The organism is Sphingomonas sp. SP2 (assembly GCF_058313385.1).
This window is the reverse complement of record NZ_JBZFLD010000001.1, coordinates 1,715,444-1,739,503: the sequence shown is the minus strand read 5'-3', so window position 1 is coordinate 1,739,503 and position 24,060 is coordinate 1,715,444. Positions and strand designations below refer to the sequence as shown.

The following is a 24,060-nucleotide window of genomic DNA, read 5'->3' as shown; positions in this document are numbered from 1 at the left end:
ATGCTGAAACAAGTTCAGCATGACGGGTGGAAACCGGTTCGCTAAAGCCACCCATGAAGCACCCCTCAAGGAGCCCCCAATGCCCACCGCAGCTCGTGATGCCGTCATCGTCTCCACCGCCCGCACCCCCATCGGCCGGGCCTATCGCGGCGCGTTCAACGCCACTCCCTCGCCGACGCTGACCGCCCACGCCATCCGCGCCGCGGTCGAGCGCGCCGGCGTGAGCCCGGATGAGATCGAGGATTGCGTCATCGGCGCCGCGCTCCAGCAGGGCGTGCAGACCACCATCGGCCGCACCGCCGCGCTCCGTGCCGGGCTCGGCGTCGGCGTCGCCGGCATGAGCATCGACCGCCAGTGCGCTTCGGGCCTGATGGCAATCGCCACCGCCGCCAAGCAGGTCATCGTCGATCGCATGGACGTCTGCGTCGCGGGCGGCGTCGAGAGCATCAGCCTCGTCCAGACCCCGGAGATGCGTCTCGGCTCGGACCCCGAGCTGCTGGCTATGCACAATGCGGTCTACATGCCGATGATCCAGACTGCCGAAGTCGTCGGCAAGCGCTACTCGGTCAGCCGCGAGCGGTGCGACGAATATGCCCTCCGTTCGCAGCAGCGCACCGCGCAGGCGCAGGCAAACGGCCTGTTCGACAACGAGATCGTGCCGGTCACCGCGCGCATGGCGGTCAAGAACAAGGAGACGGGCGAGACCTCGATGCAGGAAGTCACCCTCGCCAAGGACGAGGGCAATCGCCCGCAGACCACGCTCGAGGATCTCGCCAAGCTGCAGCCGGTGATGGGCCCGGACAACATCATCACCGCCGGCAATGCCTCGCAGCTTTCCGATGGTGCTTCGGCCTGCGTGGTGATGGAAGCGAGCCTTGCCGAGAAGAAGGGCCTTGAGCCGCTCGGCCGCTATGTCGGCATGGCGGTCGCCGGCACCGAGCCCGACGAGATGGGCATCGGCCCGGTCTATGCGGTGCCCAAGCTCCTCAACCGCTTCGGCCTCAAGGTCGAGGACATCGGCCTGTGGGAGCTGAACGAGGCCTTCGCGGTGCAGGTCCTCTACTGCCAGGACAAGCTCGGCATCCCTGACGAACTCCTCAACGTCAACGGCGGCGCGATCTCGATCGGCCACCCCTATGGCATGAGCGGCGCGCGCCTCACCGGCCACGCCCTGCTCGAAGGCAAGCGTCGCGGCGCCAAGTATGTCGTCGTCACCATGTGCGTCGGCGGCGGCATGGGTGCCGCCGGCCTGTTCGAGGTCTTCTAACCTTCGATCAGGGAGCGCTGCCGCCGGCTTCGGTCAGCGGCAGCGCGCCACTTCGCCCCGGCAGCGGCCATCGATGCTGTCCTTGGCAATCGGAAGCCCGACCCAGCTGGCCAGCGTCGGCAGGATGTCGGCCGTGTCAGCGGCCTGGCTCGGCGAGGCGGGCTTGAGGCCCGGACGCCAGAAGATGATCGGGACGCGCCGATCATAATCCCAGGGCGACCCATGGCCGGCGACATAGCCGGTGCTGGGCCTGGGAATCGGCACCACATGGCGCTTCAGCGCGATCAGGATATCGCCCGAGCGCGCCGGATCGAAGCTCGCGCGGAGGCGCTGGCGGAGGGTCCACTGCGACGGATCACCGCTCGGCATCGGGGTGGCAACCATATCCGCGGCCGTGAAGGCCGCCTCCACCTGGGGATGGGCCCGAGCGATGGCGAGCGCACCCGCCTCGACGGTGCGGCGATCGGCCGCCGACAGCGTCTTGTCGATCCAGACGTCGCCGACCGAGCCGCCGAGCAGCACCGGCTGGGTACGTCCGATCCGACCGGCAAGCTGCTTGCCGATCGCCTCGACGGTAAAGCCTGGATCGAGCCGCGCTGCGTCGGCCATCCCGCCGGCGCGGAGTCGCTCGACCAGATCGAGCCCGCCATGATCGGCGCTCAGCACGACCGCATACTCGAGCTTCTGCGCGTCGAGGGCGGCAAGGAAACCCGCGATCTCGCGATCGAGCGCGAGCATCTGGAGGCACATCTCCTGCCCGCCCCAGCCATAGCTGTGGCCGACATAATCGGTGCCCGACAGGCTGAGGCTGAGCACGTCGGTCGCCGGCCCCTTGCCGAGACCCATCTCGCCGACGAGGCCAAGCCCGATCGCCAGCGTCGCGCCGTCGATCTCGGGGCTCGCCCGGAAATTGCGATTGTCGCCCGCGCCGCGCGCCAGCGTGCCGTTGCCGACGGTCAGCGTCGGGCTGACCTGGAACGGCGTGGCACGGGCCTGGCAGAGCGCAGGCGGCGCGAGCCCCGCACGCGGCTGGGCGAAGGCGGCGGCAAAGGCCGGGAGGAAGGCGGTGATGGTGCGCGGGACGGGCGCATTCTTGAGATCGGTCGCCCAGGTCTTGCCGTCCCAATACCAGCGCTGGTCGGCGACATGCCCGCCCATCATGACCGCCGCGCGGTCCTTGCCGGCGACGGCGACGTTGCGGCTCTGCGGATTGGCGGCCTTCATCCGCTCGCCGAGCGTCGTCACCCGAAGGTGGAGCGGGCTGACGGTATAGCTCGACGAACTGCTGCTGGCGACGCGCTCATCCTCGGCGCAATAGACCGACTTGTCGGCGCGCGGGGCATTCTGGTCGGTCCAGTCATTGGCGACGATCCCCGTCGCGGCCGGATGGCGCCCGGTCAGGAGGGTCGAGTGGCCGGGGCAGGTCTCGGTCGCGGCGTGGCTCTGATAGCCGTTGGCGAAGGTCACGCCGCCGTCGGCGAGCCGCTTGAGGCCGCCGGTGAAGTGCGGCCGGTAAGCCTCGAACAAATCACTCGAAAACTGGTCGATCGAGATGGCAACGATCAGCTTGGGTGCCTTCGCCGGGACCTGGGCGATGGCGGGAGCGGCGACGAAGGTGGCGGCGGCGGCGAGGAGGAGGTGACGCATGGCCACCCTCCTACCCCGCCGCCGGCCGGGTCACTAGCCCAGTTTCGCCTTCAGCCGCTCGTTGACGACGCCCGGATTGGCCTTGCCCGCCATCGCCTTCATCGTCTGGCCGACGAAGAAGCCGAACAGCTGGACCTTGCCGTCCTTGTACTGCGCAACCATGTCGGCGTTGGCCGCGAGGATCTTGTCGATCTCGGCGTCGATCGCGCCGGTGTCGCTGGTCTGCTTGAGGCCCTCGCGTTCGACGATGGCGTTCGCGCCGTCGCCGGTTTCGAGCATCTTCTCGAACACGGTCTTGGCGATGGTGCCGCTGATCGTGCCGTCGGCGACGAGGCCGAGGAGTTCGGCGGCCTGCGTAGGCGAGACCGGGCAGTCGGTGATGTCCTTGCCGAGGCGATTGAGCGCCCCGAACAGTTCAGCATTGACCCAGTTGGACGCCTGCTTGGGCTCGGCGCCGGCGTCGAGCAGCGCATCGAACCAGCGGGCGGTCTCGACCTCGGCGGTCAGCACGCTGGCATTGTACGGCGTGATTCCCGCGCCTTCGTAGCGCTGGCGCTTGGCGTCGGGGAGCTCGGGCAGCGAGGCGCGGCAGTCGTCGACGAACTGGTCGTCGAGCTCGAGCGGGAGCAGGTCGGGGTCGGGGAAGTAGCGATAGTCGTGCGCATCTTCCTTCGAGCGGAGCGACCGGGTCTCCCCCTTGTCCGGATCGTAAAGCCGGGTTTCCTGGACGATCTCGCCGCCTTCCTCGAGGATCTCGATCTGGCGACGCGCCTCGATCTCGATCACCTGCTGGACGAAGCGGACGCTGTTCACGTTCTTGGTCTCGGTGCGGGTGCCGAAGGGCTCGCCGGGCTTGCGCACCGAGACGTTGACGTCGGCGCGCATCGAGCCTTCCTCCATGTTGCCGTCGCACGAGCCGACGTAACGGAGAATGGCCCGCAGCTTCCGGAGATAGGCCCCGGCCTCGGCGGGCGAGCGGAGGTCGGGCTTGGAGACGATCTCCATCAGCGCGACGCCCGAGCGGTTGAGGTCGACGTAGCTCATCGTCGGGTGCTGGTCGTGCATCAGCTTACCCGCGTCCTGCTCGACGTGGATCCGCTCGACCCCAATTGTGCGCGCGCTCGATTCGTCCTTCTCGTCGGTGAGGACGGTGATCGCGCCCTCGCCCACCAGCGGGTGGTAGAGCTGGCTGATCTGATAGCCCTGCGGAAGATCGGCGTAGAAATAGTTCTTGCGGTCGAAGCGCGACCATTTGTTGATCTTGGCGTCGATCGCGAGGCCGGTGCGGACGGCCTGGCGGATGCACTCGCGGTTGGGGACCGGGAGCATGCCGGGCATGGCGGCGTCAACCAGGCTCACCTGCGTGTTGGGCTCGGCCCCGAAAGCGGTCGCGGCGCCGCTGAACAGCTTGGCCTGGCTGACCACCTGCGCATGGACTTCGAGGCCAATCACGACCTCCCATTCGCCGGTTTCGCCCTTGATGCGGTAGTTAGTCATGCTTCCCACGCTTTCTTCGCCGCGCTCTCTTCCCCGAGCGCCGGTCAGATTCATAATGTGCGATCTTACGCTTCTTGCGACCGAGACCGAGTGCCCTGCCAATTCCCTCGACGATCGCATCGAGGATCGTCTGACCGACAAGTTCGCCCAGCCAAGCCAAGGCTTACCACCACTTCTCCGGCCGGGCCGTGAAGCCCGCGCGATCTTCAATCGCGAGGCCTGCGTTGAGCACGCCTTGCTCGTCCATCTCGCGGCCGATGAGGTGCAGGCCGAGCGGCAGGCCCTGGCTGTCGAGGCCGCCCGGCACGCTCATCGCCGGCAGGCCGGCGAGGCTGGCGGGAACGGCGAAGACGTCGTTCAGATACATCGCCAGCGGGTCGCTGGTCTTTTCCTGCAAGCCGAAGGCCGCGCTCGGCGCGGTCGGGGTCAGGATCAGGTCGCACTTCTCGAAGGCCTGCGCGAAGTCGCGCTTGATCAGCGCGCGGACACGCTGCGCCTTGGTGAAATAAGCGTCGTAGAAGCCGGCCGAGAGCACATAGGTGCCGATCATGATGCGGCGCTTGACCTCGGCGCCGAAGCCTGCGGCGCGGGTCGCGGCGTACATGGCATCGAGGTTGCCGCCGTCGGGCGCCTCGCGAAGCCCGTAGCGGACACCGTCATAGCGGGCGAGGTTCGACGAGGCCTCGGCCGGCGCGATGATGTAGTAGGTCGGAAGCGCATACTTGGTGTGCGGCAGGCTGATCTCGACGATTTCGGCCCCGGCATCGCGCAGGAAGTCGATGCCCTTGTCCCACAAAGCGTTGATCTCGTCGGGAACGCCGTCGATCCGATATTCCTTCGGGATGCCGACGCGCTTGCCCCGGAGATCGCTCGACAAACCCTGCTCCCAGGCCGGGACCGGCGCGTCGAGCGAGGTCGCGTCCTTGGGATCGAAGCCGCTCATCGATTCCAAAAGGATCGCGCAGTCGCGCACCGTGCGGCTCATCGGGCCGGCCTGGTCGAGCGACGAGGCGAAGCTGACGATGCCCCAGCGACTGCAACGGCCGTAGGTCGGCTTGATGCCGGTGATGCCGGTGAAGGCCGCGGGCTGGCGGATCGACCCGCCGGTGTCGGTGCCGGTGACGCCCGGCGCGAGGCCCGCCGCGACCGCCGCCGCCGATCCGCCCGAGCTTCCGCCAGGAGTCAGAGCGGCATTGCCGCCGTCATTGCGCTTCCAGGGGCTGATGACCGGACCATAGGCGCTGGTCTCGTTGGACGAGCCCATGGCGAATTCGTCCATGTTAAGCTTGCCGAGCATGCCCGCGCCGTCGGCCCGGAGCTTGGCCGAGACCGTGCTCTCGTAGGGCGGCTTGAAACCCTTGAGGATGTTCGAGCCCGAGGTCGTGTCGACGCCCTCGGTCGCGAACAGGTCCTTGATGCCGAGGGGAATGCCCGAAAGCGGCTTCAGGTCGCCCGACTGGCGCGCGGCGTCGGCCTTGTCGGCGCAGGCGAGGGCGTCCTCGGGGGTCTCGACCGTATAGGCGTTCAATGCCCGGGCGGCGGCGACTGCGGCGTTGAAACTGTCGGCGATCTCGCGCGCGGAGAAATCGCCGGCGCGGAAGCCGTCGCGGAGCTGCGTCAGCGTGAGGGTGGTGAGCTCGGCCACTATTCGATCACCTTGGGAACGGCGAAGAAGCCGTGCTGGGCATCGGGCGCGTTCTTGAGGACCGCGTCGCGGACATTGCCGTCGTCGATCACGTCGTCGCGGAGCCGGAGCTTCTGATCGATGACGGTGGCCAATGGCTCGACGCCGGCGGTGTCGACCTCGCCGAGCTGCTCGACCCAGCCGAGGATGTTGTTGAGTTCGGGCACCAAGGCCTCGACTTCCGCGTCGCTCATCTGGAGGCGCGCAAGCTTGGCGATGTGCCGCACGGTGGCGGTATCGACGGACATGGCCGCGGCGTTAGCGAGGGGGAGCCGAGCCTTCAACTCCCTCTCGCCGACGCGGGGCGCTCAGCGCCTAGCGGGGCTTGCGATCCTTGCGGTTTTCGCGGCGCAGTTCGCGGCGGTCCTGCCGCTGGTCCTGGCGATAGTCGCGGCGATCATCACGCCGATCGGCGCGATATTCCTCGCGGGTCACCTGACCGTTGCGGACGGCGGCGCGATCCTCGCGGCGCTCGACCCGATAATCGCGGCGATCGTCACGACGCTCGACGCGATACTGCCGGACATTCTCGCGGACGGCGGGATTGTTCGCGCGGATCGCGCGCTGCTGCTGCCAGTAGCGGCGATGGGCATCGCTGATCGGATAACGGCGGCGCTGGCGATCGTAGACGTAGGTGCCGGTGCCTGGATAATAATAATTCTGGTACCAGCCGCCGTAGGGCGAGCTGTAGCCGCCATAGGATCCGTACGAGCCATAGCCGGCATAGGGATCGTAGCCGTAGCCACCATATCCACCATAGCCGCCGTAATTATCGTAACCGCCGTAGTAAGGCGAACCGTAGCCCACCCCGACTCCGACACCGCCATAGGGATCGAAGCTGGCACAACCGGCGAGGCTTGCGGCACCGACGGCGGCAAGCGCGAGATTTCGTAGCTGAGACAAGGACATGGGAACGCTCCAGACAACCGCCCCCGGTCTCGACCCTCATTTGCCCTGCCGCTTGAACCGGAGGTGAATTGGACTGCTCGCGATGATAGGCTCGGGGCCGTGACCGCCGCCGCTGATCGCCTTGCCGCCTTGCTGCCCCGCGCCGATCTGACCGACGCAACCAGCTTCTTCGACAGCCTTCCGCCGGTGGCGCCCGACGCTTTGCTCGGGAGGTGGAGGGGAAGCGAGCTGGCGACGGGTCACGCCTTCGACGGGCTGCTCGAGCCGTCGGGCTGGTGGGGCAAGGAATGTCGCCACCTCGATGACGTCGATCCGCTATTGTTCAAGCGCGGCAATCGCCTGTTCGCGGCCAACCCCGGGCTGATCCCGCTCGGGCTGATCGGACGTTTTCCCAGGCTCGCCCGTTCACCTCTGAGCGCTGCGCTGTTCCGCCTCGTGCTGCCGCTCCTCAGGACGGGCAAGCCCCGCGCCCGCCTCCGCGTCGTCAGCTATCGCGGGGTGGCGTCGGCGGCGATGCTCTACGACCAGCTGCCGATCGTCGACTGCTTCCGCCGGGTCGACGAGCAAATCTTGCTCGGGGCGATGGACATCCGTGGCTTCGACGATCCTTATTTCTTCGTCCTCCGCCGGGCCTGATGGACCGCCTTGCGGGGCCGCCACCCCTCCCCTAGGTCCGCGGCCATGTGCGCACGCCGCTTCCTGATCGTCATCTTCCTGCTGACCCTGATCGTGGTCGCAGGCGCCTTTGCGCTGTTCCAGTTCGGCAGCAGTGTCCTCATCAAGCAGTCCCTTCCAACCGTGCCGTTCGAGGCGCCCAAGGGCGACACCGGCCCCAATTATGTGCGGGTCGAGAACTGGCTCAACCTGCCCGATACCGTCCCGCCGGGCCCCGCCGACGCCTGGATGCCGAAAGGCGCGCCACCCGAGAACGTGCCCGGCCGCTACGCCGCGACCTTCTACATCCACCCAACCACCTATCTCGAACGCGACCGCTGGAATGCGCCGCTCGGCGACCAGGAAAGCCAGAACCGGGCCCAGCTGTTCGTCCGCAGCCAGGCGAGCGCGTTCAGCTTCACCAAGGTCTATGCGCCCAAATATCGCCAGGCCGCCTTCGGCAGCTTCCTCGACACCGGCAAGGATGCGACCGCCGCGCTCGGCCTTGCCTATGGCGACGTCGAGAAGGCCTTCGACCGCTTCCTCGCGCAGGTGCCGACCGGCCCGATCATCCTCGTCGGCCACAGCCAGGGGGCGCTCCACCTGACGCACCTGCTGCGCGACCGGATCGCGAGGGATCCCGCGCTCGCGAAACGGGTGGTCGCGGCCTATGTCGTCGGCTGGCCGGTCAGCAAGACCGCCGACGTCCCGGCCATGGGCCTTCCCTCCTGCGAAAGCCGCGGACAGGCCGGCTGCATCCTCAGCTGGATGAGCTTCGGCGAGCCCGCCAACATCGAACCTTTCGCCGCCGTCTATGACGGGACGACCGGGTTCACCGGCGTCAGGCGGCAGCGCAGCGACCTGCTCTGCGTCAATCCGATCAGCGGGCATCAGTCGGGCAAGGCCGCGTCATCGGCCAATGCCGGTTCGCTCATTCCGACGGACGACACCTTGGCCGATGCCACGCTCGAGAAAGGCCTTGTCGGCGCCGAATGCCGTGGCGGCTTCCTGTCGCTGAGCTTCGCCGACGACAAGCCGCCGGCGCTTGGTCCCTATGTCCTCCCGGGCAACAATTATCATGTCTACGACATGGCGCTGTTCTGGGCCGACATCCGGCGTGACGCGATGGAGCGGGTCGAGGCATGGCAGGAGCGCTGATCACCGCCATCGCGGGGGAATTCCGTGAGCATTTCCCCGCGGGCGGCGTCCTTGCCGGCCTCGACGTCGGGACCAAGACGGTCGGCCTTGCCCTGTGCGATTCCGGGTGGAGCTTCGCCGGTCCCGCCGAAACGCTCCGCCGGACCAAGTTCACCGCCGACCTCGCCGCGCTGCGGACATTCTGCGAGCGGCACCGCGTGGCCGGGCTGGTGGTCGGCCTTCCGCTCAACATGGACGGCACCGACAGCCCCCGCACCCAGTCGGTCCGCGCCTTCGCCCGCAACCTGGCGCCGCTCGCGCTTCCGCTGCTGCTGTGGGACGAGCGCTGGTCGACCCAGGCGGTCGAGCGGGCGATGATCGCCGCCGACGTCAGCCGCGCCAAGCGAGCCGAGGCGGTCGACAAGATGGCGGCGGCGCATATCCTCCAGGGCGCGCTCGACGCCCTTTGCATGTCGCCGCCCGCACGCTAGCAGCAGCGTTCGTGCACTTACTGTCCATCACGTCGCTCGGCGACGACCAGATCAGCGCGCTGCTCGACCGGGCAGCCGAATTCGCTTCCGATCGCAGGGCGGGGCGCGACGTCCTTGCCGGTCGTACCATCTTCAACTGCTTCTACGAGAACAGCACCCGCACGGCGATGAGCTTCGCCCAGGCGGCAGCGCGCCTCGGCGCCCAGGCGATCACCCTTTCGGTCGAGCATTCAAGCGTGAAGAAAGGCGAAACGCTGGCCGACACCGGGCGGACCCTCGGCGCAATGGGACCCGACGCGCTGGTCCTCCGGCACCGCCAGAATGGCGCCGCGGCCGAGGTCGCCGCGCTCGTCGACTGTCCGGTGGTGAATGCCGGCGACGGCACCAACGAACATCCGACCCAGGCCCTGCTCGACGCGTTGACCCTCCGGCAGCATTTCGGCGATCTTCGCGGCCGCCGGATCGCGATCGTCGGCGACATCCGCCACAGCCGGGTCGCCCGTTCCAATGCCCTGCTGTTGCCGCGGCTCGGCGCCGAGGTGCGGATGGCAGGACCGCCCTCGCTCCTGCCCGAGGATATGACCGCGCTCACCATCGACGAGGCGATCGCGGGTGCGGACGCGGTGATGATGCTGCGGGTCCAGCGCGAACGCCTCGACGAGGAGCTGGGCGACGCCCCGGGCGAATATCTCCAGCTCTACGGGCTGACCGAGGAACGCCTCGCCTCGGCCGCGCCGGGAGCCGTGGTGCTCCATCCCGGGCCAATGAACCGCGGGGTGGAGATCGCCGACACCGTCGCCGATCTCCCCGGGCGGTCGCTCATCCTCCGCCAGGTGGCGAACGGGGTAGCGACCCGGATGGCCGTCCTCGAATTGCTGGTGACGAGCGCCTAGCGGCTGGCGAACTGCACCGGCGCATCGCCCGCGGCATTGCGGACGAAGCAGCTGGCGCCGCTGGCCTTGAGCTGCATGCAAAGCTGGCGGGCTTCTCCATCGCTGGCAAAGCCGCGCAGGCTCAGGCGGTAGACCGTCCCGCGCGGACCGTCGAAGCGGGCGCTCGCCGGAACGTAGGCGCCGAGCTGATGATGCCGCTTGCGGACCACCGACCAGCCCATCTTGACGCCCGCCTGCGTGGCATAGGCACCGAGTTGGACCACGGCCTTGCTCTGGCCGAAGCGCCTGGCGGCGGAGCGGCGAAGCTCGGCGACCTTGGGCAACGCGCCGCTGGGGCGGACCGGCTCGGCACGAAGGCTGTCGACCATCTCGACCACGTCGGGCGCGGCGGTCGCGACCTGGGTCTCCGACGGAGCGGCGGCCATTTCGGGCATCGGCTCGGCGACCGGAGCGATCAGCGCCGGCGCGGGCGCGGTGCTGGCGACGGCGACCGGGGCTTCAACCGGTGCAGCGGGTTCCGCGACCGGAGCCGGCGGTACGTCGGCCATCGCGGTCCGGACCGACGGGTCGGGCGTCTTGAGCGCAAGGCGAACGGGCTGCCCGGGATCGGAGGCTGCGGGCGAGACGCCGATCAGCGCCGCCACCTGCGCGCCGGCCTGGCCGGGCTGCGCGAGCTTGGCCCATTCGGCCATCCGGGCTTCGAGCTGGTCGCCCGGAACGTCCTGCGCCGCGACGCTGCGGGCGCGGACCCAGTCCCCGGCGAGCGCATGCGCAAGCGCGAGATTCTGGCGGACCCGGGCATCGGCGCCGGACGCGCGGGCGGCAAGGTCGAGCGCCTCAACCGCCCCGCCGGGACGACCGGCAAGCGCCATCGCAAGGCCGGCATCGGCCGCGTCGATCGAGTCGCGATAGGTGTCGAGGGTCGCCATGGCCGCATCGCCCTTGCCCTGCCCGGCCTGGGCCAGCGCCAGCTTGAGCGGAACGCCCGGAAGCGTCGGAATCATCGCCAGCGCGTCGGCGTAAGCGGCTTCGGCGGAGCGGAAGCGACCCGCAGCGAAATAGGCGTTTCCGAGCAAGGCGCGGAAACCGGCGTCGGTCGGGCTGTTCTCGACCGCGCGCTCGGCGAAGGAGACGGCCGAGACGGCGTCACCCTGCTCGAGCGCGGCTTGGGCGCGAATGGCCGTGCCGATGTGGCTGTTGTCGGACCGGCCGCCGAAGGAAGAGCGCTGCCCTCCCATCGCGCAACCGGTGACGGCAACCGCCAGGACGATGCTGGAAGCGGCCAGAAGTGCGGACTTGGGCTTGCGCATATGTCTTATCCCTTGCTGGCGTTTCGCTCCGGCGCCCGCTCGGCCATGGCATCGAGCTCGGGCATGGTGGCGAGCAGCTCGTCGAGCGCCCTGGTCACCAGTTGCTGAGCCGACGTACCGGTGACGGCGCAGGCGAGGCGAAGCTTGAGGTGACGATCGGCGTCGAGGCGGAGCGTGAAGGCAGCCTTGCCCTTGCCGGCGACGGTACGCGCGGCCCGCGGCGTGCGGACCACGGGCGCCTGGCGGACGACCGGAGCGGCGACCGGCTTGGCAACCGGAACCTCGGCCCGTGCTTCGGCGACGACCGGATTTTCGAGCACGGCGCGGAGCGGCGGCGCGTCGGCCGGGATCGGCTCGGCGGTCTCGTCATTCTCCTCGTCGGCGACATCCTGCACGAGCCGCTGGACGATCTCTTCCTGGACCGCATGGACCGGGCTGATCGGGCTGAGGCCGGTGACCGGATTGGGCCGCGTCGCCAGAACTTCCTCGTCGCCCAGCACCGGCGTCAGGACCGGCTTGGGCGGTTCGAAGCCCATGTCGTTCCAGCCCAGGTCCTCGAGACCGCTGCCGCCCTGGCCAAAGCCCTGCGGACGCATCGCCGGACGGGCCGCGCCCTTGCGGGCGAGCAGACCGCTCGAAAGTGAGGCGAAAGGCCTCGGTTCGCTCTTCATCATGGGATCGGCCTCCTCTTAGCCGACCACGCGGCGGCCGAAGCCACCGACGGGACGCGGACTGGCGGCACCGATGCCCGGCTGCACACCCGGCGCAGCAAAGACGGTACGGCGGAAATTCTTTTCGAGGCGATCCGAGATATATTCCCACAGCTCGGTCACTTCGCCGGCCGACTTGCCCTTCGGATCCACTTCCATGACCGTGCGGCCGTCGATCATCGAGGCGGCGAAGTCGGTGCGGTGGTGGAGGGTGACCGGAGCGACGGTGCCATGCTGCGACAGCGCGACCGCGGCTTCGTAGGTGATCTTGGCCTTGGGCGTCGCGGCGTTGACCACGAAGATCAGCGGCTTGCCGGCGCGTTCGCACAGGTCGACCGTGGCGCCGACGGCGCGCAGGTCGTGCGGGCTCGGACGGGTCGGGATGACGATCAGTTCGGCCACCGCAATCACGCTCTGGATCGCCATGGTGATGGCCGGCGGCGTGTCGATCACGGCAAGGCGGAAGCCCTGCTGGCGAAGGACTTCAAGATCGCTGGCGAGACGGGCAACCGTGGTCTGGGCGAAGGCCGGCATTTCGGTCTCGCGCTCGTTCCACCAGTCGGCGAGGCTCCCCTGCGGGTCGATATCGATCAGGCAGACGGGCCCGGCGCCCGCCAGTTGCGCCTGCACCGCAAGATGACCGGAGAGCGTGGTCTTGCCCGACCCCCCCTTCTGCGATGCCAAAGCCAGAACGCGCATTCCGATCCCCTTGGGTATGGTGCAATTCGATTACTCCTGAGGGGAATGAGGCTGGCGGCCTAAAATCAGGTTAACGCGGCCGCGACGCTGTTCTAGGAAGTGCGGCAACGGGAGGGCTGTGATGCGTCGGTTGATCGTGGGGTTGCCGCTGATGCTGTTGATGGGCGCGGCGCCGCTCAACGCCCAGTCGGTCAAGGCGGGGATCGACGCCTGGACGGCGGGCAAGACAGAGCAGGCGGTCGCGATCTGGAAGCCGCTCGCCGCCAAGGGCAGCGCCGACGCCGCCTTCAATCTCGGCCAGGCCTACAAGCTCGGGCGCGGTGTCCCCGCCGACCTCGCGCAGGCGCAGCGCTATTACGAGCAGGCCGCGCGGGCCGGTCATGCGGAAGCGCAGACGAGCCTCGGGCTGCTCCTGTTCCAGAACGGCAATCGTTCGGGCGGGCTGCGCTGGCTGAAGACGGCGGCGGACGGCGGCGAACCGCGTGCGATGCTGGTCTATGGAACGGCATTGTTCAACGGCGACGGAATGCCGGTCGACCGGGTTCGCGCCTACGCGTTGGTCAGCCGCGCCGCGGCGCAGGGACTGGCTCCTGCCAAGACCACGCTCAGCGAGATGGATCAGCTGATCCCGATCGACGAACGGCAGCGCGGCGTGGCGCTCGCCCAGCAGCTGGTCGCGGGGCCGGCGAAGACCGCGGCGGCGACCGCGAAACCCGCGCCTGCGCCGCGCGTCGCAGCGCCAAAGCTCGCCGCCCGTCCGGTGACGACGCCACTGGCCCCCGCCCCCGCATCCTTGGGCGGCGGCTTCCGAATCCAGCTCGGCGCCTTCCGCGACGGGTCGGGCGCGCAAAAACTCTATTCGACCCTCGCGCCCAAGCTTCGGGGCGCGGGCATGATCCTCGTTCCGTCGGGCACCATGACCCGCCTCCAGGCCGGGCCCTATCCGACCCGCGCGGCCGCCAGCGCGGCCTGCGCGGCGCTCAGGCCTCAGCCCTGCTTTCCGGTCCCGGCTCGCTGACGACGTCTTCCTCGACGACCCATTCTGCTTTCGGGATGCCCTGCGCCCAGAGAAGGGCCGTGAGGTCGCCATTGCGAACCCGCGCGTCGGCGATGGCGGCGAGCCGCGGCTTGCCGCGATAGGCAACGCCGAGCCCCGCTTCCTCGATCATCGGCCCGTCGTTGGCGCCGTCGCCCACAGCCAGCACGGCCGCGCGTGACAAGCGGCGCTCGTCGCGGAGCGCGATCAGCGCCGCCTTCTTGGCCGAGGCATCGACGATCGCGCCCTTGACCCGTCCGGTCAGGTGCCCGTGCATGCTCTCGAGATAATTGGCGCGCACTTCCTCGAAACCGAGCTCGGCCGCGAGCGGATCGGCGAAATCATGAAAGCCACCCGTGACGAGCAGGGTCGCTGCCCCCCGCGCCCGCATCGTCCGGACGAGGGTCCTGGCGCCGTCATTGTGGGTCACCCGCTCGGTACGGCAACGCTCGATGCAGCCGACGCCGAGGCCGTTGAGCTCGGCGACGCGCTGGTGCAGCGCCTCGGCGAAATCGAGCTCGCCCTGCATCGCGCGCTCGGTGACCGCGGCGATTTCCGCCTTCTTTCCCGCAAAGTCGGCCAGCTCGTCGATGCATTCCTGGCCAACCATGGTCGAATCCATGTCGGCGACGAATAGCCTTTTCTCGCGGTCCTCGACCGGCTGGACGAAGACGTCGGCATGGGGGAGCGCGGCCTCGAGCCGGTCGCGAAGATCGCGCCAGTCGTCAAGCGGTCCGAGCAGCAGGTCGGCGGCATCGCCGGGGTCGATCCAGCGCACCTCGCCGCCGCCGGCGACCTCGATCGCGCGGGCGAGATCGTCGTCACCCAGTCTTCCTGCTGCTATCAGGGTCGCAATGAACAAGGCTGTCCCTCCTGTCTGTGTCATCGCAGGGCCGACCGCGAGCGGCAAGTCGGCCCTGGCCGTCTCGCTCGCCCAACGCTTGAACGGCGTGATCGTCAATGCCGACAGCGCGCAGGTCTATGCCGACCTGCGGATCCTCAGCGCCCGGCCGAGCGAGGCCGAGATGGAGGGGATCGAGCATCGCCTGTTCGGTCATCGCGATGGCGCCCTTCCCTGCAGCGCCGCCGACTGGGCCGAGGAAGCCAGAGCGGTCATCGCCGATGTGAATGGGCGTGGCCGCCTCCCCATCCTCGTCGGCGGCACGGGCCTTTACCTTCGGACCCTGCTCGACGGCATCGCCGCTGTGCCGCCAGTGGATCCCGCGATCCGCGAGCGCGTGCGGGCTCAGGATGTCGCCAGCAATCACGGCGAGCTTGCCCTTATCGACGCGGAAGCGGCGACGCGCCTTCATCCCAACGACAGCACCCGCGTCGCCCGCGCGCTGGAGGTCATCCTCTCGACCGGCCGCCCGCTCCGCGCCTGGCAGCAGGAAACGAGCGGCGGCATCCGAAACGCCGTCCGCCTGTTCGGCGGGATCGTCGAGGTCGATGACGACGTCCTGAAGGAAAGGATCGACCGGCGCTTCGCGGCGATGGTGGCGGAGGGCGCGCTGGCCGAGGTCGAGGCGCTGCTCGCCCGCGGCCTCTCCCCCACCTTGCCTGTCATGCGCGCGATCGGCGTGCCCGAGCTTGCGGCTCATGTCGAAGGCCGCGCCGCGCTCCCGGACGCGATCCGCGCGGGCCAGCTCGCCACCCGGCAATATGCCAAGCGCCAGCGCACCTGGTTCCGTCACCAGCAACTCGGCGTCGCGCCGCTAACGGCGGAGGATGGCTTGGGACGGCTGCTGGAGGCGGCTAAGGGCAAGTGATGCTGTACGATGCCGAGCTCGACCCTGCCCCGCTTGCCGACAAGGTCGTGGCCATCATCGGCTATGGCAATCAGGGTCGGGCGCAGGCGCTCAATCTCCGCGACAGCGGGATTGCCGTGCGGGTCGGTCTGCGGGCCGGAAGCGCGCGCGCTGCCGAGGCTCGGGGCGAAAAGCTCGCCGTCATGCCGCCGGCAGAAGCCGCAAGCGGGGCCGACCTCGTCATGCTCCTCGCGCCCGACGAGCATCTGCCCGACATCTATGCGGAGATTGCCGACTCAATCCGCCCGGGCGCCGCGCTCGGCTTCGCGCACGGCCTTTGCATCCATTATCGCCTGATCGATGCGCGGCCTGACCTCGACGTCATCATGGTCGCCCCCAAGGGCCCGGGCGCCGCGCTGCGGACGCTCTATACGCAGGGCAAGGGCATGGTGACGCTGGCCGCGGTCGCGCGCGACGCGACGGGCAATGCCTGGCCGCTGACCCTCGCTTATGCCGTGGCGCTCGGTGCCGGCCGCGCGGGCGCGGGCGTCCTCCGCTCGACCTTCGAGCAGGAGACGCTGTCGGACCTCTTCAACGAAGGCGCGGTGGTCTGGGGCGCGGTCCCGGCAATCCTCGAGGCAGGCTTCGAGACATTGGTGGAAGCCGGGATCGATCCCCAGCTCGCCTATCTCGAATGCATCTCCGAGCTGAAGCTCCTGGCGGACCTCGTCTCGGTGCGCGGCATCGCGGGAATGCGCGAGGCGATCAGCAACACCGCCGAATTTGGCGCGACCCTCGGCGGGCCTCGGATCGTGGATGACGCCAGCAAGGTCCGGATGCGGGCACTGCTGGAGGAACTCCGATCGGACGACTTCGCCGCCAGCCTCCGCGCCGAGGCCGGTGCCGGCTATCCCCTTCTCAAGGCCGAGCGGGCCCGCGCCCGGGCGTCGCGGCTCGAGCAGGCGCGAAAGACGCTCGGCGGCGCCTAGCCGACGATGTCGCGTTCGAGCGCGCGGTCCCCGACGCTGGCCCGCTCGACATAGACGCGCTGAAGCTTCTTGTGCACCTCGGCTGCGACCGGGTCGCTCGCCGCTTCGGACCGGGCCTGTTCCTCGGCCGCGCGGCGGGCGAAATAGATCCGGCTTTCCTCTTCCATGGTCGCCCTCCCATAGAGTTGAGCAGGGATCCTACCACATCTGCGCGCGCATGAAAAAAGGGGCGCCCGGATTGCTCCGGACGCCCCGATCTTTCGCTTGGGTCGACGCGCTTAGAAGCGGGTCCCGACGGTCAGCGCGAGCTGGTGACGCTCAACGTCCTGCTCGTAGTTGCTGTAGCGATACTCGCCACCGACATAGGCCTTGCCGCTCAGCGCGAACTGCGCACCGGCGCCGAGGCGGTAGCCGTCAAGGTTCTCCGAAGCGCTGATGGTGCCGTCCGAAGCCTTGAAGCGGGCATTGGTGTAGCCGCCCTTCAGGTAGACGTTGCTGCCATCGGCACCGAGCGGGAAGCTGACGCGGCCACCGGCGTAGAGGTCACGGCCGGTCTTCAGGGTCCCGGCGATGTTGCTCTCCTTGGTGTTCGAGTCGGTCGCCTCGAGGTCGGCACCGAGCGAAACGCCGTTGCTGAGACCGAAGTCGTAACCGACGCCGACGCCGTACAGGACGCCCTCGTCCTTGAACTTGCCGTCGATACCGGCGTCGCTCAGGTCAACGCGAACGGCATCGTAGCCGACGATGCCTTCAACGCGCGGGCCGGTCGGGGCAGCCGCAAGGGCCGGGGTGGCCGCAAGGGCGGCGGACGCGACAGCGGCAAGCGCAACAAACTTGTTCACGAATATTCTCCTGATTATCATTGGAACGGGACTGTTACGTTCCCGCTCAGCGCCGCATCTGGTTGTGCAGCGCACGACTTCCAAGAGACAATCCGAGCAAAGGTTGCGAATTTTTCGACGAACCGACGCACCGTTGCTGGAAAACCATCATTTCTGACGATCTGTTCAGCCTGGACCTGGCAAGACTGAACAGATGTTCATCAATGTGTCGGCTTTACGGCAGATGATTACTTGCCGCGCTTCTTCCGATGACTGTCGAAATCGAGGACGGCATTTTCGCCTTCCTGTCCCTCGAGCAGGCCAAGGCGCCGCGCGACCTCCTGATAGGCCTCGGCTTCGCCGCCGAGATTCTGCCGGAAGCGATCCTTGTCGAGCTTCTCGCCCGAACGCATGTCCCACAGGCGGCAGCCGTCGGGGCTGATCTCGTCGGCAAGAATGATGCGCGAGAAATCATTCTCCCACACCCGCCCGAACTCGAGCTTGAAGTCGACCAGCCGAATTCCGATCGCGGCGAACAGGCCAGCCATGAAGTCGTTCACGCGGATCGCCATGTCGGCGATGTCGTTCATCTCATCCTGGGTGGCCCAGCCGAAGCAGGCGATATGCTCGTCGGCGACGAGGGGATCGCCCAGCGCATCGTCCTTGAGATAATATTCGATGATCGTGCGAGGGAGCTGCGTCCCCTCCTCGATCCCCAGGCGCTTCGACAGCGACCCCGCCGCGACGTTCCGGACCACCACCTCGATCGGCACGATCTCGCACTGGCGGACCAGCTGCTCGCGCATGTTGAGGCGGCGGATGAAGTGGGTCGGGACGCCGATCGTGCTGAGCGAGGTGAAGATATGCTCGGAGATGCGGTTGTTGATCACGCCTTTGCCGTTGATCGTGCCGCGCTTCTGCGCATTGAAGGCGGTCGCATCGTCCTTGAAATACTGGATCAGCGTTCCGGGCTCCGGACCCTCGTAAAGGATCTTGGCCTTGCCTTCGTAGATCTGGCGGCGGCGAGCCATGCGTGACGTTCCAATTCTCTATGGTGAGGTTTGGACCGCCATAGAGAGCCGCCGCTTCCCATGCAATTAAGGCTCAGGGTTGGGCGAGCTCGCGGGCGAAGGCCTCGTCGCTCTTCCGGCTCAGCCAGGCGCCAACGCGGAAGCGCAGCCACAGCCAGACGAGCAAGCCAATCATCACCGCCCACGGAAGGAGGGTCGCGCCCGCGACGATGAGGAAGGCCGCCGCACGCTCGAAGGCGAGGCCGGCGCGGACGAAGGCGGTCGCGATGGGCCGCTCCTCATCGAACCCCGGTACCGTCGCGCCCGATCCGTAGACGAACATCATCGGGGTCGTCGCGAGGCTGTCCTCGGCATCCTTCTTCTGGGCGCCGAGCGCGCGAATCCGATCGCGCAGCTGCGCCGGCTCGGTCAGCAGACGGTCGCGAACGACATTGCTGAGGCCGGAGCGGGCAAGCTCGCGGTTGACCCGGTCGAGATCGTCCTGGAGCGCCGCGCGACCCCGATCCGCGCCCTCGATCGTCGGCGCCATGTCGACCCCGCTGATCTGCTGGTCGACGAGCATGCCCTCGGCATCGGTGACGATCTTGGTCGCATCCTTGCCGAACTGCCGGGCGACCGAGGGGTCGAGCTTGAGCTCGAGGCTCGCGGCGATGTCCCGCTCGTTGACCAGGCTGTAGCGCATGCCGGTGATCCGACAGCGGGCGACGGTAAGCTTCTCGCACATCTGCGCATGCGCTTCCTGCGCCGCCTGGATCCGGGCGTTGGCGAGGCGATAGGCATAGCGATAGTTGAAGGCGACGCCGGGCGCCGAGGTCACGCTGATGTCCGGCCCTGCCCCGTCCGCACTCTCCCGGGAGGGAATGGCGGCGGACACGGTCGGCGGCGGGGCCATCGGCGGCGGCGCGGGCGACACGGGCGGCGCTTCACTGACGTCGAAGGTCCGCAATTCCTCCGCAGCCCGCTTCGGCTGTTCTTCGGAGCATCCGTACAGCAACAGCGCCGCCGCACTCGCCAGCAGATATGAACGCATCACCTAGCCCTCCATTAGGACAGGCAAGGTGACATTATATCATTGATTGAGCAAGCCTAGGCGATGCCGTCCCGGCGGCGCCGTTCGATCCGGCGCCATGGGGCGTTCCAGGCCGAACGGGCGTGCGCCTTGCCGATCGCCAGCCAGAAGCGAACGACCCGCGCGAGCAGGCGGTCGATCCCGCCGTTCAGCGCCTCGCGCCCTTCCTGGAATTCACGGTCGTACATTTCGTCCCTCATTGCTGGCCTCCATGACTTGCGACTGACGCAGGACGGGACGACCAAGGGTGCGTTCGATGGCTTCCCACCGAGCGTCGGCCGGCAGCAAGCGCCAAGATGCCCGCGCTTTATCGGTGGCGAAGGCACGCGCCTCGTCGGCGCGCCCGGCTCCATAAGCCATGGCGATGACTTCCCTGTCTTCCCTGTTGCTTGTCGCCGACGAAGCAGCGGGATGGAAAAGGGCGATGCCCCGACCGGCGACACTAGTCTGAATAGGAAGGCCCGGCTCGTTCCGCCAATCGAATGACTGGCGGAGGCCATAAGGCTGGTTTATGGATTGGTGATGCGGAGCCTTCCTCCCCTCGCCGCCGTTCGGGTCTTCGAGGCCGCCGCCCGGCACGAGAATTTCACCGCCGCCGCGAGCGAGCTCGGGCTGACCCAGGCGGCGGTCTCCTACCAGGTCAAAAGCCTCGAAGACCGGGTCGGCGCGGCCCTGTTCCTGCGCGAGCGCGGGCGGGCGCGGCTGACCCCGCTCGGCCGCCAGTTGCTTGCGCCGCTCGGCCAGGCATTCGATCTCATCGAGAAGGCTTTTGCCGCCAGCCGGGCCGAGGACGAGGCGTTGCTGACGGTTGCGACCACCCATACGTTCGCCAACACCTGGCTGGCGTGGACGCTCGGGCGCTTCCAGATCGCGCATCCGGATCTCGCCGTTCGGCTCGTGACCGACAACCGGCTCCACGACCTTCACGCGGGCGAGGCCGACGTCGCCATTCGCTCAGGCAAAGGCGACTGGCCCGGCCTCGATTCGCGGCTGCTGATCCGCGGCGAATTCACCGTCATGGCGAGCCCCACCTTCCTCGACGAGGTCGAGCGCACGCTCGGGCGCCGGGTTACCCCGGCCGACCTTCCCGATTTCCCGCTGATCGGGGCGCAGGACGAATGGTGGGAAATCTGGTTCGGCGACGCAGGGATCGCCTATGACCGCCGCAGCAGGAAGGGTGGCATCCGCCTCGACAGCCAGGCCAATGAAGGACATGCGGCGATGGGCGGCCAGGGCTTCGCCCTGCTCACCCCCTTCCTGTGGCGCGGCGACCTCCAGTCGGGTCGGCTGGTCCAGCCCTTCGAGCAGCGCTCGACCGCCGGCTTCGCTTACTGGCTCTGCGTGCCGCCGGCCCGGGCGCGCGTGGCCAAGATCAAGCGCTTCGCCGAATGGCTGACGAGCGCGCTGGCCGACTGATCAGACGAAGATGGCGACCGTCTGCCGCCCTGCGAGCACGCGGCGGCCCTGCTGGTCCCAGAGGTCCATCGCCTGACGCGAATAGCCGTCGGCGGTGCTCTCCGAAGTGGCGGTGGCGAGATACCAGGCCCCCGCTTCCTCGGGCAGGCGATCGAGGTCGAAGCTCCATGACAGCGAGCTGATCACGCCGAATTCGGGAAAGACGGGCATCGCCGCGGGCGGAAGCACGTCGGCGAGGGCGATGAGCGACACCAGGGGATCGACCCCGGCATCCTCCTTGAGCCGCGCCCACATGGTGAACTCGGCCGGCCCGCCGCTCAGCGGAAGCCCCCCGCTCACGTGCCGGATGTCATAATTGGCGGCGAAGGTCGGCCCCTGCCCGCTTCCGAGCACGCGCGGCAGCTCGTCGGGTGCCGGTGCCTGCGGGGTCGACACGCGCTGATGCTCGACCTTGCTCGCGCGCGGTGCGCCGCAGAAGAAGGTCAGCCGCGCCGCAAGCCCCGCATCGCCGCGGACGTCGACCCCGACGGTCGTCGCCGAGCGGCCTTGGCGAAGGATCTCGGGCGCAAGCGTCAGATGGCCGGCGGCGGGTCCGACGAACGCGGCATGGACCGACCGCAGCGGTGGCAGATCGGGCAAGGCCCTGGTTGCGGCAGCCCAGCCGAGCGCGGCGGTCATCCCGCCGTAGAGCGTGCGTCCTTGGCTCCAGGCCGGCGGGGCGTCGAGGGCGAGCGGGCTACCCTCCATCATGTCGACGACTTCGCCGAGCGTCGGGCTGGTCGACTGCTGGTCCATCATTCGCCCTGGAAGCGATTGTCGCGTGGGAAGCCGAGCGGCGCCATCCGGCCGCTCGCGCCGCGGATCGCGCGCCACGGGCTGAGGTCGGTCTCGCTGCGCGTCCGGCCGCTGTCGCCGCCCATGCTCCAGCTGAGCCCATCGGCAAACTTGAGCACCGTGACGTCGGCAAGGCCGCCGTCGCGATAACGCTGCAGCTGGACGCCCGACCCGCGGCCCATTTCGGGCAGCTCGGCGAGGTTGAACAGCAGGAGCTTGCGATTGTCACCGATCACCGCGACCGCGTCGGCGCCCTCGGGCACCGGCCGAAGCACCTGCAGCTTGGCGCCCGGACGGAGGTTCATCAGCTGCTTGCCCTTGCGGGTCTCGGCCAGCACCGCCTCGCCACTGGTGACGAAGCCGCGCCCGTCGCTGCTCGCGGTGAGCAGCCGGGCACTCGGCTTCACCACCAGCATCGCCGCAATCTCGACCTCGGCGGGAAGGTCGATCGCCAGGCGGATCGGTTCGCCGAACCCGCGCCCGCCCGGAAGCTTGTCGCCGCCGAGCGTATAGACCCGGCCATTCTCGCCCGCGATCAGGATCTTGTCGGTGGTCTGCGCATGGAGCGGCTTGCCCCACAATTCGTCGCCCTCGCGGAATTTCAGCGTCTCGAACTCGGTCGGGGCGAGATGCCCCTTCATCGCCCGGATCCAGCCGCGCGCCGAGAGGATGACGGTGATCGGCTCCTTCTCGATCATCGCCGACCAGTCGATCTCGGCCCGGGCGGCAAGCGGCTTCTCCTCGATCGTCGTGCGGCGCGCGTCGCCGAACTTCGCCTTGACGCTTTCGAGGTCCTTCTTGAGGCGGTTGCGCTGCTTGCGCGGGCTTTCGATCAGGGCGAGCAGCTCGTCGCGTTCCTTGGCGAGCGCGGTCCGCTCCTTGGCAATCTCCATTTCCTCGAGCTTGCGCAACGACCGCAGCCGCATGTTGAGGATCGCCTCGGCCTGCCGGTCGCTGAGCCCGAACTCGGCCATCATCACGACCTTGGGCTCGTCCTCGGTGCGAATGATCTCGATCACCCGGTCGAGGTTCAAGTAGGCGATGAGGAAGCCGTCGAGCAGCTCGAGCCGGTCCTCGATCTTGCCGACCCGGGTGCGCGATCGGTTGAGCAGCACCTCGATCTGGAAAGACAGCCAGGCGGTGAGGCAGCCTTTCAGCCCCATCACCCCCGGCGTGCGATGCTGATCGAGGACATTGAGGTTGAGCGGGAACCGGACCTCGAGATCGGTCAGCCGGTAGAGGCTCTCGAGCAGCAGATTGGGATCCACCGTCCGGCTGCGCGGCTCGAGCACGATGCGCAGATCCTCGGCGCTCTCGTCGCGTACGTCGGCGAGGATCGGCAGCTTCTTGTTCGCGATCAGCTCCGCGATCTGCTCGATCAGCTTGGCCTTTGGCACACCATAGGGGATTTCGGTGACGACGAGGTCCCAGCCCCCGCCCTTCTCCTTCTCCTGCGTGGCGCGGGCACGGAGGCGGAAGCTGCCCCGCCCGCTCTCATAGGCGGCGAGGATCGTCTCGCGCGCATCGACGACGAGCCCGCCGGTCGGGAAGTCCGGCCCCGACACGAAGTCCATCAGGTCGCGGGTCTCGGCCGCGGGATTGTCGATGAGGTGCGCGGCGGCATCGATCAGCTCGGTGACATTGTGCGGCGGAATGCTGGTCGCCATGCCGACCGCGATCCCGCTTGCGCCATTGGCGAGGAGATTGGGGAACAGGCCCGGGAAGACTTCGGGCTCCTCTTCCTCGCCATTGTAGGTCGCGCGGAAGGCGACGGTGCCGTCGTCGAGCCCCTGCATGAGCTGCGCCGCGATCGCGGTCAGCTTGGCTTCGGTATAGCGGTAGGCAGCGGCGTTATCGCCGTCGATGTTGCCGAAATTGCCCTGCCCGTCGACGAGCGGATAGCGGAGCGCGAAATCCTGGGCGAGGCGGACCATCGCGTCGTAGACCGAAGCGTCGCCGTGCGGGTGATATTTGCCGATAACGTCACCGACGACGCGGGCCGACTTCTTGTAGGCCCCCGCCGGATCGAGCCGAAGCAGCCGCATCGCCCACAGCAGCCGGCGATGGACCGGCTTCAACCCGTCGCGGACGTCGGGCAGCGAGCGGGCGGTGATGGTCGACAGCGCATAGACGAGATAGCGCTCGGACAGAGCGGCATCGAACGGGACTTCAATCTCGGTTTCGGAAGGCTGCATGGGGTCGTGCTAGCAGGGCGGCG

Annotated in this window: 25 protein-coding genes; 9 read left to right on the top strand and 16 right to left on the bottom strand. The window is 68.2% G+C overall.

What is annotated here, in order from left to right; genetic code table 11:
* Positions 1 to 79 precede the first annotated feature (79 nt).
* On the top strand, positions 80 to 1,267 hold the full coding sequence (locus AC4GYU_RS08830) for an acetyl-CoA C-acyltransferase (protein ID WP_491086516.1): 1,188 nt from the start codon (positions 80 to 82) through the stop codon (positions 1,265 to 1,267).
* 33 nt (positions 1,268 to 1,300) lie between these two features.
* Here the strand turns inward: AC4GYU_RS08830 and AC4GYU_RS08825 are convergent, their stop codons facing one another.
* From AC4GYU_RS08825 to AC4GYU_RS08805, 5 genes are all read right to left on the bottom strand, one after another.
* Positions 1,301 to 2,914: an alkaline phosphatase family protein gene (locus tag AC4GYU_RS08825; protein WP_491086515.1), complete on the bottom strand. Its 1,614-nt coding sequence runs from the start codon at positions 2,912 to 2,914 to the stop codon at positions 1,301 to 1,303.
* A 33-nt stretch (positions 2,915 to 2,947) separates the two neighbouring features.
* Positions 2,948 to 4,411, bottom strand: a complete 1,464-nt coding sequence (gene gatB, locus AC4GYU_RS08820) for an Asp-tRNA(Asn)/Glu-tRNA(Gln) amidotransferase subunit GatB (protein WP_491086514.1) — start codon at positions 4,409 to 4,411, stop codon at positions 2,948 to 2,950.
* 163 nt (positions 4,412 to 4,574) lie between these two features.
* Positions 4,575 to 6,056 (bottom strand): Asp-tRNA(Asn)/Glu-tRNA(Gln) amidotransferase subunit GatA, encoded by a 1,482-nt coding sequence (gene gatA, locus AC4GYU_RS08815; RefSeq protein ID WP_491086513.1) that lies wholly within the window; start codon positions 6,054 to 6,056, stop codon positions 4,575 to 4,577.
* On the bottom strand, positions 6,056 to 6,343 hold the full coding sequence (gatC, locus tag AC4GYU_RS08810; RefSeq protein ID WP_491086512.1) for an Asp-tRNA(Asn)/Glu-tRNA(Gln) amidotransferase subunit GatC: 288 nt from the start codon (positions 6,341 to 6,343) through the stop codon (positions 6,056 to 6,058). Before gatC ends, gatA begins: the two co-directional genes overlap by 1 nt.
* A 67-nt stretch (positions 6,344 to 6,410) precedes the next feature.
* Positions 6,411 to 7,004 carry a hypothetical protein gene (locus tag AC4GYU_RS08805; protein WP_491086511.1) on the bottom strand — a complete coding sequence of 198 codons (594 nt, stop codon included), beginning with the start codon at positions 7,002 to 7,004 and terminating at the stop codon, positions 6,411 to 6,413.
* Between the two features lie 99 nt (positions 7,005 to 7,103).
* Between AC4GYU_RS08805 and AC4GYU_RS08800 the strand changes: the two genes are divergently transcribed.
* Genes AC4GYU_RS08800 through AC4GYU_RS08785 form a run of 4 tightly spaced genes read left to right on the top strand, consistent with a single transcriptional unit; the run spans position 7,104 to position 10,179 of the window.
* Positions 7,104 to 7,640, top strand: a complete 537-nt coding sequence (locus tag AC4GYU_RS08800; RefSeq protein ID WP_491086510.1) for a DUF4334 domain-containing protein — start codon at positions 7,104 to 7,106, stop codon at positions 7,638 to 7,640.
* Positions 7,641 to 7,685: 45 nt separating this feature from the next.
* Entirely contained in the window at positions 7,686 to 8,816 is a 1,131-nt protein-coding gene (locus tag AC4GYU_RS08795; RefSeq protein ID WP_491086509.1) for a DUF3089 domain-containing protein, read from the top strand.
* Entirely contained in the window at positions 8,801 to 9,286 is a 486-nt protein-coding gene (ruvX, locus tag AC4GYU_RS08790; RefSeq protein ID WP_491086508.1) for a Holliday junction resolvase RuvX, read from the top strand. The genes AC4GYU_RS08795 and ruvX overlap by 16 nt, the downstream gene beginning before the upstream one ends.
* 11 nt (positions 9,287 to 9,297) lie before the next feature.
* Complete coding sequence (locus AC4GYU_RS08785; protein WP_491086507.1) at positions 9,298 to 10,179, top strand: aspartate carbamoyltransferase catalytic subunit; 882 nt, start codon at positions 9,298 to 9,300, stop codon at positions 10,177 to 10,179.
* On the opposite strand, the gene AC4GYU_RS08780 is transcribed toward AC4GYU_RS08785, so the two are convergent.
* From AC4GYU_RS08780 to AC4GYU_RS08770, 3 genes are read right to left on the bottom strand one after another with little or no spacing between them, the layout of a single operon-like run.
* Entirely contained in the window at positions 10,176 to 11,489 is a 1,314-nt protein-coding gene (locus AC4GYU_RS08780) for an SPOR domain-containing protein (RefSeq protein WP_491086506.1), read from the bottom strand. The genes AC4GYU_RS08785 and AC4GYU_RS08780 overlap by 4 nt on opposite strands.
* Positions 11,490 to 11,494: 5 nt before the next feature.
* Entirely contained in the window at positions 11,495 to 12,163 is a 669-nt protein-coding gene (locus AC4GYU_RS08775) for a hypothetical protein (protein ID WP_491086505.1), read from the bottom strand.
* A gap of 15 nt (positions 12,164 to 12,178) precedes the next feature.
* The gene (locus AC4GYU_RS08770) at positions 12,179 to 12,898 is read right to left on the bottom strand and encodes an AAA family ATPase (protein WP_491086504.1); all 720 of its coding nucleotides are present in this window, start codon (positions 12,896 to 12,898) and stop codon (positions 12,179 to 12,181) included.
* A gap of 121 nt (positions 12,899 to 13,019) precedes the next feature.
* On the opposite strand from AC4GYU_RS08770, the gene AC4GYU_RS08765 reads away from it, so the two are divergent.
* The gene (locus tag AC4GYU_RS08765; RefSeq protein ID WP_491086503.1) at positions 13,020 to 13,916 is read left to right on the top strand and encodes an SPOR domain-containing protein; all 897 of its coding nucleotides are present in this window, start codon (positions 13,020 to 13,022) and stop codon (positions 13,914 to 13,916) included.
* Here the strand turns inward: AC4GYU_RS08765 and serB are convergent.
* Entirely contained in the window at positions 13,879 to 14,796 is a 918-nt protein-coding gene (gene serB, locus AC4GYU_RS08760) for a phosphoserine phosphatase SerB (RefSeq protein ID WP_491086502.1), read from the bottom strand. The two genes, AC4GYU_RS08765 and serB, sit on opposite strands and share 38 nt — an antisense overlap.
* On the opposite strand from serB, the gene miaA reads away from it, so the two are divergent.
* Positions 14,789 to 15,703 carry a tRNA (adenosine(37)-N6)-dimethylallyltransferase MiaA gene (miaA, locus tag AC4GYU_RS08755; RefSeq protein WP_491086501.1) on the top strand — a complete coding sequence of 305 codons (915 nt, stop codon included), beginning with the start codon at positions 14,789 to 14,791 and terminating at the stop codon, positions 15,701 to 15,703. The genes serB and miaA overlap by 8 nt on opposite strands.
* On the top strand, positions 15,703 to 16,671 hold the full coding sequence (gene ilvC / locus AC4GYU_RS08750) for a ketol-acid reductoisomerase (RefSeq protein ID WP_491086500.1): 969 nt from the start codon (positions 15,703 to 15,705) through the stop codon (positions 16,669 to 16,671). The genes miaA and ilvC overlap by 1 nt, the downstream gene beginning before the upstream one ends.
* On the opposite strand, the gene AC4GYU_RS08745 is transcribed toward ilvC, so the two are convergent.
* The 5 genes from AC4GYU_RS08745 to AC4GYU_RS08725 all read right to left on the bottom strand — a co-directional run bounded on the left by AC4GYU_RS08745 (position 16,668) and on the right by AC4GYU_RS08725 (position 19,792).
* Positions 16,668 to 16,838, bottom strand: a complete 171-nt coding sequence (locus tag AC4GYU_RS08745; protein ID WP_491086499.1) for a hypothetical protein — start codon at positions 16,836 to 16,838, stop codon at positions 16,668 to 16,670. The two genes, ilvC and AC4GYU_RS08745, sit on opposite strands and share 4 nt — an antisense overlap.
* A 111-nt stretch (positions 16,839 to 16,949) precedes the next feature.
* Positions 16,950 to 17,513: a porin family protein gene (locus AC4GYU_RS08740; protein ID WP_491086498.1), complete on the bottom strand. Its 564-nt coding sequence runs from the start codon at positions 17,511 to 17,513 to the stop codon at positions 16,950 to 16,952.
* Positions 17,514 to 17,740: 227 nt separating this feature from the next.
* Positions 17,741 to 18,523, bottom strand: a complete 783-nt coding sequence (gene purC, locus AC4GYU_RS08735) for a phosphoribosylaminoimidazolesuccinocarboxamide synthase (protein WP_491086497.1) — start codon at positions 18,521 to 18,523, stop codon at positions 17,741 to 17,743.
* 73 nt (positions 18,524 to 18,596) lie between these two features.
* Positions 18,597 to 19,553: a hypothetical protein gene (locus tag AC4GYU_RS08730; protein ID WP_491086496.1), complete on the bottom strand. Its 957-nt coding sequence runs from the start codon at positions 19,551 to 19,553 to the stop codon at positions 18,597 to 18,599.
* Between the two features lie 56 nt (positions 19,554 to 19,609).
* Positions 19,610 to 19,792: a hypothetical protein gene (locus tag AC4GYU_RS08725; RefSeq protein WP_491086495.1), complete on the bottom strand. Its 183-nt coding sequence runs from the start codon at positions 19,790 to 19,792 to the stop codon at positions 19,610 to 19,612.
* A 322-nt stretch (positions 19,793 to 20,114) separates the two neighbouring features.
* Between AC4GYU_RS08725 and AC4GYU_RS08720 the strand changes: the two genes are divergently transcribed.
* Positions 20,115 to 21,008, top strand: a complete 894-nt coding sequence (locus AC4GYU_RS08720; protein ID WP_491086494.1) for a LysR substrate-binding domain-containing protein — start codon at positions 20,115 to 20,117, stop codon at positions 21,006 to 21,008.
* Here the strand turns inward: AC4GYU_RS08720 and AC4GYU_RS08715 are convergent, their stop codons facing one another.
* Together AC4GYU_RS08715 and parC are read right to left on the bottom strand one after the other, a co-directional pair.
* Positions 21,009 to 21,806, bottom strand: coding sequence for an acyl-CoA thioesterase (locus AC4GYU_RS08715; RefSeq protein ID WP_491086493.1), 798 nt, complete (start codon positions 21,804 to 21,806; stop codon positions 21,009 to 21,011).
* Positions 21,803 to 24,037 carry a DNA topoisomerase IV subunit A gene (parC, locus tag AC4GYU_RS08710; protein ID WP_491086492.1) on the bottom strand — a complete coding sequence of 745 codons (2,235 nt, stop codon included), beginning with the start codon at positions 24,035 to 24,037 and terminating at the stop codon, positions 21,803 to 21,805. The genes AC4GYU_RS08715 and parC overlap by 4 nt, the downstream gene beginning before the upstream one ends.
* Positions 24,038 to 24,060 lie beyond the last annotated feature (23 nt).